11 protein-coding genes are annotated in these 14,638 nt (G+C 65.3%); 8 read left to right on the top strand and 3 right to left on the bottom strand.

The annotated features are described in order from the left end of the window. Position 1: 1 nt before the first annotated feature. Positions 2-823: a glucose 1-dehydrogenase gene (locus tag LVJ94_25040; protein ID WXB10481.1), complete on the top strand. Its 822-nt coding sequence runs from the start codon at positions 2-4 to the stop codon at positions 821-823. Between the two features lie 9 nt (positions 824-832). On the opposite strand, the gene LVJ94_25035 is transcribed toward LVJ94_25040, so the two are convergent. Next, positions 833-1,612 carry a LytTR family DNA-binding domain-containing protein gene (locus LVJ94_25035; protein ID WXB10480.1) on the bottom strand — a complete coding sequence of 260 codons (780 nt, stop codon included), beginning with the start codon at positions 1,610-1,612 and terminating at the stop codon, positions 833-835. Next, positions 1,609-2,739, bottom strand: coding sequence for a histidine kinase (locus tag LVJ94_25030; protein ID WXB10479.1), 1,131 nt, complete (start codon positions 2,737-2,739; stop codon positions 1,609-1,611). The genes LVJ94_25035 and LVJ94_25030 overlap by 4 nt, the downstream gene beginning before the upstream one ends. A 188-nt stretch (positions 2,740-2,927) precedes the next feature. On the opposite strand from LVJ94_25030, the gene LVJ94_25025 reads away from it, so the two are divergent. From LVJ94_25025 to LVJ94_25005, 5 genes are all read left to right on the top strand, one after another. Then, positions 2,928-4,157 (top strand): efflux RND transporter periplasmic adaptor subunit, encoded by a 1,230-nt coding sequence (locus LVJ94_25025; GenBank protein ID WXB10478.1) that lies wholly within the window; start codon positions 2,928-2,930, stop codon positions 4,155-4,157. Further along, positions 4,141-4,857 (top strand): ABC transporter ATP-binding protein, encoded by a 717-nt coding sequence (locus LVJ94_25020; GenBank protein ID WXB10477.1) that lies wholly within the window; start codon positions 4,141-4,143, stop codon positions 4,855-4,857. Before LVJ94_25025 ends, LVJ94_25020 begins: the two co-directional genes overlap by 17 nt. Beyond that, positions 4,857-6,056: an ABC transporter permease gene (locus LVJ94_25015; GenBank protein WXB10476.1), complete on the top strand. Its 1,200-nt coding sequence runs from the start codon at positions 4,857-4,859 to the stop codon at positions 6,054-6,056. The genes LVJ94_25020 and LVJ94_25015 overlap by 1 nt, the downstream gene beginning before the upstream one ends. Then, positions 6,049-7,554, top strand: a complete 1,506-nt coding sequence (locus LVJ94_25010) for a TolC family protein (GenBank protein WXB10475.1) — start codon at positions 6,049-6,051, stop codon at positions 7,552-7,554. Before LVJ94_25015 ends, LVJ94_25010 begins: the two co-directional genes overlap by 8 nt. 262 nt (positions 7,555-7,816) lie before the next feature. Next, positions 7,817-9,451, top strand: coding sequence for a carboxylesterase family protein (locus tag LVJ94_25005; GenBank protein WXB10474.1), 1,635 nt, complete (start codon positions 7,817-7,819; stop codon positions 9,449-9,451). Between the two features lie 125 nt (positions 9,452-9,576). On the opposite strand, the gene LVJ94_25000 is transcribed toward LVJ94_25005, so the two are convergent. Then, the gene (locus LVJ94_25000; protein ID WXB10473.1) at positions 9,577-9,729 is read right to left on the bottom strand and encodes a hypothetical protein; all 153 of its coding nucleotides are present in this window, start codon (positions 9,727-9,729) and stop codon (positions 9,577-9,579) included. 261 nt (positions 9,730-9,990) lie between these two features. On the opposite strand from LVJ94_25000, the gene LVJ94_24995 reads away from it, so the two are divergent. Next, positions 9,991-12,792, top strand: a complete 2,802-nt coding sequence (locus tag LVJ94_24995; GenBank protein WXB10472.1) for a helix-turn-helix transcriptional regulator — start codon at positions 9,991-9,993, stop codon at positions 12,790-12,792. A 206-nt stretch (positions 12,793-12,998) separates the two neighbouring features. After that, positions 12,999-14,636 carry an acetolactate synthase large subunit gene (locus tag LVJ94_24990; protein ID WXB10471.1) on the top strand — a complete coding sequence of 546 codons (1,638 nt, stop codon included), beginning with the start codon at positions 12,999-13,001 and terminating at the stop codon, positions 14,634-14,636. The last annotated feature ends 2 nt before the right edge of the window (positions 14,637-14,638 follow it).

Genomic DNA, 14,638 nt, shown 5'->3' with positions numbered 1-14,638 from the left:
GATGACCGACTACACCCGAGCCTTCCGTCTCGACGGCAAAGTTGCGCTGGTTACCGGTGCGGCACGCGGCATCGGCGCCGAAATCGCCCGCGCGCTGGCGCAGGCGGGTGCCCGCGTGCTGGTCACGGACGTCGCCGACGACGGCGGCTACGGGACCGCCCAGGCCATTCGCGCATCCGGCGGAACCGCCGAACAGGTGCTCCACGACGTCACCTCCGAGCCGCAATGGGAAGCGGCCATCGCCACGGCGGTCAGGAATCTGGGCGGGCTCGATATCCTGGTGAACAACGCGGGCATCGAGCGAAGCGCGATGCTCTCGCAGTGCAGCCTGGAAGAATTCAAGCAGATCCACTCGGTGAACGTGGAGGGCATCTTCCTCGGCATCAAGCACGCCACGCGTGCGATGTCGCCCGGCGGCGTGGCAGGCAAGGGGGGCTCGATCATCAACCTTTCGTCGGTCGCCGGAATCATCGGCGTCGCCGGCCACGGCGCCTACTCCACGTCCAAGGGCGCCGTGCGCGCGCTGAGCAAGTCCGCCGCCGTCGAGTGTGGCCGGCTGGGCACGGGCATTCGGGTCAATTCGATCCATCCGGGGCTCATTCCCAGCACGGACATGGGCACGAAGTTCGTCGACAGCTACGTCGAGTTGGGCCTGGCCCCCGATCGCGAGGCCTCCATCGCCGCGCTGCTGGCGCTGCATCCGATCGGCCGTCTCGGTGAACCCTCGGACATCGCAGCGGCCGCGTTGTACCTGGCTTCCGACGCGGCGAAATGGGTGACCGGCTCCGAGTTGGTCGTGGATGGCGGCGTCGCCGCCTCCTGACCGCGATCCTCACTGACCGCGGCGCACGCCCGTGGCGCTGGCCAGGAGCATGTCGCGCACGGCCTGCGCGCGCTCGCGCCCTACTGGAATGCGCACCCCGCGCTGCTCCGGGCCGATGCACGAGCCGACGAAGATGCGCGTCTCGCGGCCCTCGCGATCCAGCTCTTTGATGTGCGCCGCGTTCACCAGCCAATTGCGATGCACGCGCAGCAAGCTGCGGCCGAAGGAGAGCTCGATGGCGGCCAGCGAAAGATCGACGTCGAAGACGCCATGCGGCGTGTGCACCGACGTCAATCGCTCGGCCGCCTCGAAGGCCCAGACTTCGTCGGGTTCGAGAAAGACCAGCGTCTTTCCGCGCCGCGCCACGATGCGCCCGCTGTGAGCCGGCACGGAGGCTCGCCGCCGCGCCAAAAGCCGCCGCAGGCATTGCTCCACGCGCTCCTCGGTGAACGGCTTCACCAGGTAGTCCACGATGTCCAAGCTGAAGGCCTCGATGGCGTGATCGCGAAAGGCCGTGGCCAGAACGAACATCGGGGCGTTCGCCCGGCCGCTGAAGCTTCGCACGAGATCGAGGCCGCCCTGGTCGCCTTCCCCGGCGAGGCGCACGTCGATGAAGGCCACGTCGATGCCGAGTCGCGCCGTGTCGTGCAGCGCTTGACGGGCCTCGTCCAAGTTGCTGACCGCGCCCACGACATCGACGAGCTTCGAATCTTCGAAGAGCTCGACCAGGTATTCGCGCGCAGGCCACTCGTCCTCGACGATGAGGGCACGCAGCCTCTCGGTGCTCACGCGGTCACCCCCATTTCGGCCGCCTTGCGCATCGCTTCGCGTGGAAAGCGGACGATCGCACGGGTGCCTCGACCCGTGGATTCGAGGTGCAGGTTGGCATCGCGGTATTCGAGCGCGAGCCGTCGTCGCACGGAGTGGATGCCGAATGCGCCCGGGCGCGTGGGGTCCGTGGAGAGGCCCGGCCCGTTGTCTTCGATGGTGCAGACCACGTCGTCGATGTCGGCGCGGCGCTCCAGCTCGACGCGAACGGTGACCTCCCCGCCGCCCGCGCGACGAAGCGCGCCGTGATGAACGGCGTTCTCCACCAGCGGCTGCAGGAGCAAGCGCGGAATGAGGATTTGGCGCGTGGCGTCCGACACGATCCAGTGAAAACGCAAGGCATTCGCATGGCGCGACTCGAGGATCTCCGCGTAGCGGTGAAGCCATTGCATCTCTTGGTCGAGCGTCTGCATGCCGTCCGCATCGCGCAGGGAGTCGGCGAGAAGATCGCCCAAGCATCCAATGAGCCGGCGCGCCTCCTTGGGACTTCGCGTCACCAGGCCCGAGATGGCATTCAGCGTATTGAGCAGAAAGTGCGGTTCGAGCTGCGAGCGAAGGCGCGCCAGCTCCGCGGTGGCGCGCAGCTGCTCCGCCTCGGCGGCGAAGCGCGCGGCTTCCGATTTGTGCGCCTCCCGCTCCAGCGCCCGCATGCGCGCGTCTTCGGCGGCGAAGACGTAGACGAAGCCGAAGGCCCACACCCCGCTGTGCAAGAAGCCCGAGAAGATGCCGCTCATCGCGGTTCGTCCGAGATCGTAGCGATCCATACCCGCGGGCAGCTGAGGGTCGACGACGACGTTGATCAAGGCCCCCCAGAAGAACCCAATCGAGATGGCCAGTGCCAGGCTCGTGATGACGGATTTCGCCGTGCTCGCACCGTGGCGCACCGCCCACTCGTGGTGCAGCGAGAGGCACGCGATGGTGACCGGAATTTGGAGGACCCAGATGATGGACCGAACGATCGCCGCGTGCCGCTGCGCTGCCGAGACGAACCCCTGAGGGGAAGAGAAGAGAAAGGGCGCGAGCCACAGAACCAAGAGGAACAAGGATGCCGCGCCCGCCCCGAACCAGCGTTGGCGTCTGCGTGTCATTTCGAACGAGCGAACCATCGGTGCCACGCGAAGTTCTTAGCTCGTGTGCGGGGGGCGTCCAGTCACGGTCCACTGGCGCATGCTGACTGCCCACTCGTGCGCCCGAACGGACCACTGGTCGGCATTGCCGTTTTTCCAAGAGGATTGGGGATTAGAGCGGCGCGTGCCCATGTTTGGAACACACGGCCATGCTTGAAAATGTGGAAGATCTTCGTCGCGTCCTCGGGCTCGATAAGAAGAGGGGGCACAAGGTGCTGCTGCGCGCCGCGTTCGGTACCGCCCTGCTCGCGAGCTTCGTCGTCGGTGCACGGAGCATCCTCCATCGGCGCGCCGAGAATGCGCGTCCGCACTACACGACGGAACGCATCGCGCAGCAGGATCTGCGCGTGACCGTTTCCGCGACGGGAAAGCTCCAAGGGCTCAACACCGTCGAGGTCGGTGCCCAGGTGACCGGCAAAGTGCAGCGCGTTCTCGTGGATTACAACGATCACGTCACCAAGGGGCAGGTGCTTGCGGAGATCGATCCCGAGGAACTCCGCGCCGCCGTCGAGCAACAGCGCGCGCAGGTGCTGTCCGCCGAGGCCGACATCGAGCAGGCCAAGGCGACGCTCCTCGAAAAGACGCAGGCTCGGCAGCGCGCCGTCGAGCAATCGAAGCTCGGTCTCATCGCGCAGAAAGACTTGGAGGCCGCGAATGCCGCGGCCATGCGGGCCGAAGCGGACCTGGCAGGTAAACGCGCCAACGCAGAGATCCAGCGGGCGAACTTGAAGTCGAACACCTCGAAGCTCGGCAAGACGAAGATTGTCGCGCCCATGGACGGCATCGTGTTGAGCCGCACCGTCGAGCAAGGTCAAACGGTCACGGCGGGGTACACGACGCCCGTTCTCTTCAAGGTGGCCGAAGACTTGCGCAAGCTCGGGCTGCTCGTCGATGTGGCGGAGGCGGACATCGGACGTGTGCGAGAGGGACAGGAGGCCTTTTTTACGGTCGACGCTTATCCGGGGCGGCAGTTTCCTTCGCGCGTTCTCTCGGTGCGCAATGCCCCGAAGGGCGATGACGCGAAGAGCAATGATTCGAAGACGACGGAGCAAAACGTCGTGACGTACGTGGCCGTGCTCGCCGTGGACAACACGGACCGGGTGCTGCGGCCCGGCATGACCGCGACGGCGACCATCGTCAGCGAGACCACGCCCAACGCCACCGTCGTCTCCAATGCGGCGCTCCGATTCACACCGCCGCCATCGGCCTCTGCCGGGCCGCCGCCGCGGGCGGGCGAAAAGCGCCTCTACGTGCGACACGGGGACGCGCTTTCCGCGGTGCTGGTCAAGACGGGCGCGAGCGACGGAACCTTCACCGAGCTCGTGTCGCCTTTGCTCTCGGTGGGATCGGAGATCGTCGTCGATGTCGCACAGCCATGATTTGCCGCTTCTCGAGCTGCGCAATGTCACGAAGGTGTACGGCGAACGCGACGCCGAGGTGCGTGCGCTCGATGGCGTGAGCTTCGCGATGCAGCACGGTGAGTTCGTGGCCGTCGTGGGGGCGAGCGGCTCGGGCAAGTCGACGGCGATGAACATCATTGGAGCGCTCGATACTCCGACGTCGGGCGCGTACTTCGTTCGAGGCATCGACGTGACCGCGCTCGACACCGATGCGCTCGCGCGCCTGCGGCGACACTGCATCGGATTCGTCTTCCAGGGCTTCAACCTGCTTCCGCGCACGACGGCGTTGGAGAACGTGGAGCTTCCCCTCGTCTATCGGCGCGTGCCGCGTTCCCATCGCCGTGAGCTTGCGCGCGAGGCGCTGCATGCAGTGGGGCTCGAGGGACGCGAGCACCACAAGCCCAACGAGCTCTCGGGAGGGCAGCAGCAGCGCGTGGCCATTGCGCGCGCGATCGTGACGAATCCGTTGCTGGTGGTGGCCGACGAGCCGACGGGCAATCTCGACTCGGCACGGAAGGGCGAGATCATGCGCCTCCTCGCCGGGCTGAATCGCACCCGTGGCATGAGCGTCGTGATGGTGACCCACGAACCGGACGTCGCGCGCTGGGCGCGCCGCATCATTCGGTTTCACGATGGAATGGTTGCGGAGGACGCGCCGAATACGCCCGAGGAATCGTAATGTGGACCGAGACGTGGCTCATGGCGCTCGGGGCATTGCGGCGAAATGCGATGCGATCTTTGCTCACGATGCTCGGCATCGTCATCGGCGTCGCATCGGTCATTGCGATGGTGACGTTGGGGCGCGCGGCGACCGTGCGGGTCACGAAGGAGGTCGCGAGCCTCGGCACCAACATGTTGATCGTGTCGCCCGGTTCGCGCCGCGGGTCGATGACGAAGATGCACTCCTTCGACATGAGCGACGTGCGCGCCCTCGCGCGCGAGGTGCCCGGCCTCACCGGCCTCGCGCCCGTCGCATCGTCGAACGTACGTGCGGTGTACGGAAGCACGAACTCCAAAACGACCGCGTACGGCTCGACCAATGACTACTTTCGCGTACGAAACCTGCGTGTTCTCGCCGGGCGTGATTTCTCGGAATCGGAGCTCGAGGCCGGTCTTGCGGTGTGCGTGCTCGGTGAAACGGTGCGACGGAAGCTGTTTGGCCCCGAGAATCCGCTCGGTGAGATGATGCGGTTGGACACCGTCAGCTGCAAAGTCATCGGCGTGCTCGAGTCGAAAGGGCAGACGTCGTTCGGTCAGGACCAGGACGACGTCGTCATCATGCCACTTCGCGCCGTGCAGCGACGCCTCACCGGGAACTCCGACATCGGAACCATTTTTGTGACCATCGGCGACGAGGCGACGATCCGGCGAGCGAAAGACACGGTCCGTGGGGTATTGCGCGAACGGAGGCGCACCCCGTCGCAGGAGGACGACGATTTCTACATCGGCGATACGCGCGAGATCGCCAAATCCGTCAGCAGCGTGACGGAGGCCCTCACCGCACTTCTCGCGGCCATCGCCGCGGTGAGCCTTTTGGTCGGCGGAATCGGAATCATGAACATCATGTTGGTCTCGGTCACCGAGCGCACGCGCGAAATTGGAACGCGCCTGGCGATCGGCGCGCTCGCTCGAGACGTGTTGTTGCAGTTCCTCGTGGAGTCGATCTTTCTTTGCGCCATCGGAGGGGCCGTCGGTGTGGCGGTGGGATTGGGAGGCTCGTTCGCGGTGGCGCGCATGCTCGCACTGCCCTTCGCCATCGACGTCGTGCTCATCGCGGGGGCTTTCGCCTTTTCGGCGGTGCTTGGAATCGCCTTTGGCTTCTTACCTGCGCGCAAGGCCGCGCGTCTTCATCCCATCGAGGCACTTCGTCATGAGTAGATTCCGGTTCTTACTTCGGTTTCTCTTTGCGGGGGCGCTCGTGTCACTTTCGGCACGAGATGCACGGGCCGAGCGCGAGGGAGGGCAAATCGTCAGTGAGGCGGGCGTGGTGCAAAGTGCACTGGCGCACAATCCAGGCCTCGCGGCCGCGAGGACGGAGCTGCGCCGCGCGGCGTTGCTCGAGGAAGGCGAGGGGCATCGCTACGGATTCGTCTTGGGGCTCGATGGTCAGGCGGATCGCACGAAGACGCCCTCTCTCAGCGTCTCCGGGGTGACGACGCCGGAGTCGACGACGTACAAGCTTGGCGCGCAGATCTCGCGGCACTTCCTTTGGGGAACGGATCTGACCTTGCGGCTCGAAGGCCAGAGCCAGCGTATGCAGTCGACCTTCGTGAATACGACTGCGAACCCGCCGCAGCTCGCGACCTTCACCTTTGGCCCGGCCTACGGCGCGCTGGCCAAGCTGTCGCTGAAGCAGCCGCTCTTGCGCGGCGCAGGGCGCGACGTCTTCGAGGCCGAGCTGGTGCAAGCGAGGGCCTCACGCGCGAAGGCCGCGAGTGCCTCGGAGCAAACGGCGAGCGAGTTGATGCGTGACGTGCTCAAAGGCTACTGGGAGCTCTTTTACGCGAGCCGTGCGGTGGAAATTCGGGAGCGCAGTCTGGGACGAGGCCGCGCGGAGCTCGCCGATGCCGCCGCACGCATCCGCACGGGCAGCGCCGCCCCTGCCGATGCACTCACCATCGAAACCGATGTGGCGAAACGCGAGGAGGACGTGACGGGGGCGTTGCGCGAGGAGCGTAAGAGCTCGAACGAGCTTGCTCGCCTGGTGGGCGACGCGTCGTTGGGGGCACGCCGCGCCGATGTGACCCGCGCTCCGCCTGCGCCGGTGCCGCCTCCGCCGGACGCGCGCGAGCGTGCACTCGCGGTGTCGTACGAATTGGCCGGGCAGCGCGCGGAGGTGAATCTTGCGGAGGTTCGGGCACGCACGGCGGCCGACGAGCTTCGCCCGAAGCTCGATCTCGATGCGTACGTCCAGGCGCAAGGCCTGGGAAACCGCGAGATACCGCCCGCGCTGCAGCAGGTTTACGGCCTCGAGGCGTGGAGCGCGCACGTGGGGCTGACCTTCGAGGCCCCGCTCGACGGTACGCGCCGCCGTGCGGAGAAAACACGCGCGGACCTGGCGATATCCTCGGCGCAGCAAAAGCTCGAAGAGACGAAACAGCGCATCTTGAAGGAGCTGGAAAACGCCGTCGCCGATAGTGCGTCCGCCCAGCGCCGTCTGGAGCTCGCCGGTGCGACGTTCTCCATCGCCGAGCAACAGCTCACCGCCAAAGAGCAACTCTTTCGCACCGGCGGTGCCACGGCGCTGGAGCTCGTGAAGGCGGAAGACGACGTGCGTGACGCCGAACTCCGCCGCACGCGCGCCCACGTCGATTGGGTCCAAGCGGACGTCACCATCGCGCACCTCACCGGCCGTCTCCTCACGCGCAGCGAATAGCCAAATCGGCAACCGGCCGGTCGCGCCGTAAAAACGAACGTCGATAGCTTTTACAGCGCTTAACTTGTCCGTGCAGAGGACGAATCCCATCGTCTTTCATTGGGCATGGTCGGCGCATCGCGCTGTCGAAGCGGTGCTTCGCGTGGGATGGGTGCGCGTACGTACGCCCTGCGCACTACTTCGAGTCTCGATGATCCATTGGCCATTGCGAGGGCCAGTTGGAGCTATCGAGCTCTTACATTTGCGAGCGTGAACAATGAAAATGAATCGATGTAGGTCGATTTCTTGGGCGGTTGCAACCAGCGGCCTTTTGCTTTGGGGATGCACGGCGGAGACCAAGGCGCACGTCGACGAGGCATCGCACGACACGTTGGCGCAGGATATGGACGCATTGGACGAGTCCATCGTTCGGACCGGTTCCGGCCCCGTGAAAGGGGCATTGTTCGATGGTTACCGCACCTTCCTCGGCATTCCCTACGCGGCACCGCCCGTGGGCGTGCTGCGATGGCATGCGCCGGCGCCTGCCACGGCATGGACCGAGGCGCGGGATGCCACCAAAACGCCAAACGTGTGCCCGCAGTTCGGGCCCAGCGGGGTCGCGGGCGACGAGGATTGCCTTTACCTGAATGTGACCACCCCGCGGGGCCCATCGCGCGGACCGCGGCCCGTCATGGTGTGGCTCCACGGCGGCGGGAATTATGCCGGATTCGGCCATCGCTACGATCCCCATCGCCTGGCCGTGACGGGGGACGCGGTGGTGGTGACCGCCAATTACCGACTCAGCGTGTTCGGTTTGTTCGCACATCCGAACCTTGGCGACACGAATTTCACCTTGCAGGATCAGCAGGCCGCGCTCCGCTGGGTGCAGCAGAACGCCGCGGCCTTCGGCGGCGATCCGACGAACGTGACCTTCTTTGGTGAGTCTGCCGGCGGATTGAGCGTATGCGCGCATTTGACGTCGCCTTCGGCGTCGGGACTCTTTCAACGGGCCGCCATCCAGAGCGGCATGTGCACCACCGATTGGCCGAACCAAGGCTTGAATGCCACCGGCCCGGCCGCGTCCGGATGGGTCTTGCCCCAAGAGGCCGAGCAAGTCGGTCTCGCGACCGCGAAGGTCTTCGGCTGCACGGACCCTGCCACGGCCATCGATTGCCTGCGCAAGGTTCCCGCGGCAGCGCTTCTCACGTCCGCGCCGGTGCTGACGTTGCCAGGATTCGCCAGTCCCGTTTACGGTACGCCCATCTTGCCGGAGCATCCGGCGGCGGCCCTGGCCCAAGGACACTTCCTTCGCGTACCGGTGCTCGCGGGCTCGAATCTCGACGAGGGGCGGGCCTTCGTGCGCGCATTCGACGACATCAAGCCCATTACGGCCGAACGGTATTCCCAATTGCTCCAAACGTCGTACGCCGAAAAGGCGGACGCGGTCGCTGCGTATTACCCGCTTGCGCAATACGATTCGCCCGCGTTGGCCTGGGCGTCGGTCATCACCGATCGGGTGATCGTGTGCCCCACACTCCGTGGCAATCGTCTCCTGGCGGCACACACCACGGTGTACGCGTACGAGTTTGCCGATAGGGCTGCTCCCGCGTTGCTTCCCATTCCTGCGGGGATGCCGGCGGGCGCCATGCACACGGCGGAATTGCCCTACCTCTTCGACTTGACGTCCCCTTCGGCGACGCTCGCCCCCGCGCAGCAATCGCTGGCCGCGACCATGGTTGGCTATTGGACGCGGTTTGCGCGTACCGGCAACCCCAACGGGCGCGAGCTGCCCGCGTGGACAAGGTTCCGCGGATGGAATGCGACACCCTACGTGCAATCGCTGAACACCGGAACCAACGCGATTGGGCCCGTGGACCTCGGCGCCGAGCATCGCTGCGATTTTTGGGAGAGCCTTTAGCCCAGGCGCGCATCACCCTTAGGCTGGCCGCGTCGCGGCCCGGAGGCCGTCGCGAACCTCGATGAGGTGCTCGCGTACGGCCTCGTGCCTTTGGCGCCGTTGGGATGGTGGCCCGAGGCGATACCTCACTTCGGACAGCAGACGGCCCCCTCGCGGCCGAGCGGCACGGTTCCAATCGGGGCTCGGCCGTCGGCGCATCGGTAGCTCGGAGCGTGGGTCTTGCCGTCGCCCATGTCGTAAACGAGGGTGCCCTTCGCGTTGCACTCCGCCTCCGTCATTTTTGCGCGTGCGGTGGGCGCCTCTCCCTGGTCGGTGGTGACTTTTTCGGAAGGTTTGCCGGTAGGTTCCGGCGGTGCGGAATTTCCGGAACAACCGGTAGCGAGGTGCGTAGACGCTACGAGTACGACAAATGAGACGTTCGCCAGCCATTTCATGGTTCCAACGGTACAGGATGGGTTTCTCGATCGCACGGCAGCAATCGACTCTCCGTGTCTGGGACGGTAGAATCGACGAGGGGCGAGGCCGTGTCTGACGAATCGATGGCAGTCGGAGCAAGCTACGGGAGGACGGTTGGCTACGCTTTTGGCGACTTTCGTTTTGCCCCGGAATCGCGCAGTTTGCTCTTGTTCGACGAGCCAGTCCGGTTGGGTGCCCGGGGGTTCGACATTCTTCGGATCTTGGTCGAACGGGCCGGAACCGTCGTCGCCGCGGATGAATTGCTGACGTTGGTATGGCCCGACGTGGTGGTCGAGGACACCAACCTGCGCGTTCAAATCGGCGCGCTTCGCAAGGTGTTGGCCCGCGGCGAGCAGGGGCTCCGCAGCATCGAAACCGTGCCGCGCGGTTATCGGTTCACGCTTCCCGTTTTGCCCTGGGCGGACGACCCCGTCGAGCTGCTATCGAACGAGCATACGCTGCACAATTTGCCGGCGTTGCTGGCCACCACGATCGGGCGCGCCGAGACCATCGCGCTCCTCGCGGATTCATTGGCCCAACGGCGACTGGTCACCATCTCGGGGCCCGGTGGCGTCGGCAAGACCACCGCGGCCATCGCGGTGGCGCGGCAATGCTTGCGGCGTTTTTCCGACGGAATCTGTTTCGTCGACTTCTCGTCCCTGACCGATCCGTCCCTCGTCATGAGCTCATTGGCCTCGGCGCTCGGGATTGGGGTGCTCGCCAACGAGCCACTGACCGGCTTGCTTTCCCATTTGCGCAAAAAGGAAATGCTGCTTCTGTTCGACACCTGCGAGCACGTGGTGGACGCGGTGGCGGCGCTGGTGGAGTCGTTGCTTTCGCGACTTCCCAAGCTTCGCATCCTGGCCACCAGTCGCGAAGTTTTGCGTGCCGCCGGGGAATGGGCGCATCGTCTTCCTTGTCTGCCGTATCCTCCGCTCACGGACGGATTGAGCGCGGCCGATGCCCTTGCGTATCCCTCGGTGGACCTTTTCGTTCAGCGGGCGCGCGCGACCTCCGATCGATTCGAACTGCAAGATGCCGATGCCGACATCGTCGCGGCCATCTGCCGCCGTCTCGACGGAATACCGCTGGCCATCGAGTTTGCGGCGGCGCGCGTGGGGGAGCTCGGCCTTCGTGAGGTTTCCGTGCGCCTCGACGATCGTTTCAACGTGCTGACCTATGGGCGGCGCAAGGCGCTTCCGCGGCACAAGACGCTCTCGGCGACGTTGGACTGGAGTTACCATTTGCTGCCTTCCGAGGAGCAGGCGACGTTGCGGCACCTCTCCGTCTTCCGCGGAGCGTTCACTGCGGATGCGGCGGTGGCCGTGGCAGGCGGCCCGGGGGCACGTTCCGTGACGCTGACCCACTTGTCGAATCTCTTTGCCAAGTCGCTCGTGACGGTCGACATCGGTGGGGAAACTCCCCTTTACCGATTGTTGGATACGACCCGGGCGTTCGCGGCCGAAAAGCAAGCCGCCGGCGAGCGGAACGAGGTCTCGGCTCGCCATGCGAGGCACGTCGTCGCTTCCCTTCACGGGGCGGAGCTCGACGATGGGGGCCCGGACAGCCAACCTTGGACGGAGCGCCATCGCAACTTGATCGACAATCTGCGCGGCGCGCTCGATTGGGCGCTGTCCGAGTCCGGAGACCGCGCTCTCGGCCTGCAGCTCATAGGGACCTCCATGAGGATCTCGTACAGCCTCGCCCTTTTCGGCGAGTACGCACGGCGGCTGAGGGCTCTGTTCGAGCACATGTCCGACAAGTCCGCGGACGATCCGGCGACGTCGAGCAGCCTCTGGGAGGTGTACGGACACGCAATGTGGCACTCGGGGGAGCCGTTCGAGAAGGTGGTCGAAGCCTTTCGAACGTCGCTCGAACTGGCCCGGGATGCAGGGCTCGTCGAAGCGCAGCTCCGTCTCCTCTGGGCCCAGCACGTCGTCTTCGGTTACAATGGCCACTACGAGGAGTCGCTGGCACTCGCGAAGGACTACGAATCGCTTGCGGAGAACGTCGAATCCCCGGAAATCAAGCGCAAGGGCCAGAAAATGCTCGGCTTCGCGCTTCACTGCATGGGAGATCACACGGGGGCGCGAATCCGTACGGAACGCGTGTTCGCCGAGCCGGAGGGCGCTACGCCGGCGGGCCGCCCGCGGGGAATCCAATTCGACGAGCGCCTCGCCGCCCTCCTGACGCTCCCGCGCATTCTCTGGCTTCAAGGCCATCCCGCGCAGGCGTGGGAATGCGCCTGTGAAGGCCTCGAGCTGGTGCGAACCATCGGCCAGCCGCTGCCGCTATGCTCCATGATCTCCTTGGCCGCGCTTCCCGTCGCGTTTTGGACGGGCAAGTTGGCAGTGGCCAAAGAGCTCACGGATACGCTTTTCACCACGTCCGCGGAGCACTCCCTCGTCCTGTCGCATATCTTCTCGCAAGCCTACCGGGATGTCGTGGAGGGCACGTTCGACACGAGCCAGGAGCCGGTGGGCGGCGCATTCGTCGCGGAGATGGTGGCAACGGTGAATGAGGCCTACGCCATCGAAGCGACGCTCGCCCGTATCGAGCAGGGCTACGACCGATGGTGTACGTCCGAGGTGCACCGAATTCGAGGGGCGCGATGGCTCGCCCGAGGGGATGCCCAGCACGCCGCACGCGCCGAGGCCGCCTTTCGACGATCGCTCGAGGTCGCGCAACGCCAGCAGGCATTGGCTTGGGAGCTGCGAACGGCGACCACCCTCGCGGAGCACGCGCAAGGTCGGCAAGGGTACACCGAAGCGCGCGATCGGCTCGCCGCCGTGTACGAGCGCTTCACCGAGGGCTTCGACACGCGCGATTTGGTGCGGGCGGCGTCCATCCTCGACTCGAAACGGCCACCTGCTTCGAATCGATAGTGCTCGCTCGGAGTGGCATCGAGAAACCGCTCTTCTCCTGCCATCGAATTCGATTGTCTTATGGCCCTATTCAATGTTGCAGGTGTCGCAAATCGGCGGGCGAATCAAGGAAGAATTGGATCGACATCCCGTAAGTTCTAATGAGTCCATCGCCGACCTGATCCGTGCCCGTGGTCGACGCCGAGATTCGACCCTAAGCTGGGCTCATGTCCAAAGGTTCTGACTTGCTCGTCGCAGCCCTCGAGAACGAAGGCGTAGATCGCATTTTCGGGATCCCGGGGGAAGAAAACCTCGATGTCGTGGAATCCATTCGAAAGTCGTCGATCCAGCTCGTGCTCACGCGTCACGAGCAGGCGGCGGCGTTCATGGCTGCGACGTACGGAAGGCTCACCGGCAAACCGGGGGTCTGCATCACCACCCTCGGGCCTGGCGCGCTGAACCTCACGACCGGCGCGGCCTATGCACTCCTCGGCGCCATGCCGATGATCCTCATCACCGGGCAAAAGGGGATTCTGTCGTCGCGGCAAGCCCGCTTTCAAATCATCGACGTGATCGCCACCATGAAGCCGTTGACCAAGCTCTCGCGCCAAATCGTCTCGCCGAGGATGATCCCGACGTTGGTGCGCGAAGCCTTCCGCGTGGCGCAGGAAGAGCGGCCGGGGCCCGTGCACCTGGAGCTCCCCGAGGATATCGCGGCCGAGGAGTGCGGAGAGGTCGCCTTGATTCCTCCGCACCCGGTCGAGCTTCCGCTGGCCAGTGCGAGTGCCCTCGATCGCGCGGCGCACATGGTGCTGCAGGCCGAGCGTCCGCTGGTGATGCTCGGGGCGGCCGCATCTCGCCCGCGTTCGACCTCGGACCTGGCGCAATTCGTCTTACGGACGCGTATTCCGTATTTCACGACGCAAATGGGCAAAGGGTCGGTGCCGGGTGGCTCCGACCTTTACATGGGGACGGCCGCGCTCTCCGAGCGGGATTACGTGCACGAAGCCATCGATCGCGCGGATCTCATCATCACCATTGGGCACGACACCGTCGAAAAGCCGCCGTTCATCATGGGGGTCGCGGGGCCGAAGGTGATTCATGTCGGCTACCAGCCTGCCAACGTCGAGCAGGTCTACTTCCCGCAAGCGGAGATCATTGGAGATCTCGGGGCGTCGCTGAGGCTCCTCGCGGATCGCCTGGAGGGCAAGATCCCGAATGCGCAGGCGCTTCTGCCCCTGCGAGAAGGCATCTTGAGCCGAATCGCGGCGCGCGCAACCGAGGACCGCCTCACGCCCCAGCGCCTCGTCCACGACGTGCGTGCGGTCATGCCCGCCGATGGCATCCTGGCGCTGGACAATGGGATGTACAAGATATGGTTCGCACGGAACTACCGCACGCAGGTCGCGAATACCATTTTGCTGGACAACGCATTGGCCACCATGGGCGCGGGGCTCCCCTCGGCGATGATGGCCGCGTTGTTGTATCCCCAGCGCCGAGTCATGGCCGTGTGCGGAGACGGCGGGTTCATGATGAACAGCCAGGAGCTCGAGACGGCCATTCGGCTAAAGCTCAATCTGGTCGTTCTCATCATCGAGGATCACGCCTACGGAATGATTCGCTGGAAGCAGGCGACGGAGCAATTCGCGGATTTCGGAATGAGCTTCGGCAATCCGGACTTCACGAAGTACGCCGAGGCGTACGGCGCGAAGGCGACGCGGGTCGGTGCGGCGAGCGAACTGCGGGCGAGCCTCGAACATGCGTTTGCGGGCGGCGGCGTCCATCTCGTCATCGTCCCGATAGACTATTCGGAAAACAAACGGGTCCTCGTCGACGAACTGCGCGAGCGGGTGCCGGCGGCTTAGGG

The organism is Sorangiineae bacterium MSr11367 (assembly GCA_037157805.1).
Classification (GTDB): Bacteria; Myxococcota_A; Polyangia; order Polyangiales; family Polyangiaceae; genus Pendulispora; species Pendulispora rubella.
The sequence above is the reverse complement of the archived record's forward strand: the minus strand, read 5'-3'. Positions and strand labels throughout refer to the sequence as shown.

Bases quoted from the DNA above. Each gene is read 5' to 3' on its own strand.
- LVJ94_25040 (WXB10481.1), top strand. From the start codon at position 2: ATGACCGACTACACCCGAGCCTTCCGTCTCGACGGCAAAGTTGCGCTG.
- LVJ94_25030 (WXB10479.1), bottom strand. From the start codon at position 2,739: ATGACACGCAGACGCCAACGCTGGTTCGGGGCGGGCGCGGCATCCTTG.
- LVJ94_25025 (WXB10478.1), top strand. From the start codon at position 2,928: ATGCTTGAAAATGTGGAAGATCTTCGTCGCGTCCTCGGGCTCGATAAG.
- LVJ94_25020 (WXB10477.1), top strand. From the start codon at position 4,141: ATGTCGCACAGCCATGATTTGCCGCTTCTCGAGCTGCGCAATGTCACG.
- LVJ94_25015 (WXB10476.1), top strand. From the start codon at position 4,857: ATGTGGACCGAGACGTGGCTCATGGCGCTCGGGGCATTGCGGCGAAAT.
- LVJ94_25010 (WXB10475.1), top strand. From the start codon at position 6,049: ATGAGTAGATTCCGGTTCTTACTTCGGTTTCTCTTTGCGGGGGCGCTC.
- LVJ94_25005 (WXB10474.1), top strand. From the start codon at position 7,817: ATGAATCGATGTAGGTCGATTTCTTGGGCGGTTGCAACCAGCGGCCTT.
- LVJ94_25000 (WXB10473.1), bottom strand. From the start codon at position 9,729: ATGACGGAGGCGGAGTGCAACGCGAAGGGCACCCTCGTTTACGACATG.
- LVJ94_24995 (WXB10472.1), top strand. From the start codon at position 9,991: ATGGCAGTCGGAGCAAGCTACGGGAGGACGGTTGGCTACGCTTTTGGC.
- LVJ94_24990 (WXB10471.1), top strand. From the start codon at position 12,999: ATGTCCAAAGGTTCTGACTTGCTCGTCGCAGCCCTCGAGAACGAAGGC.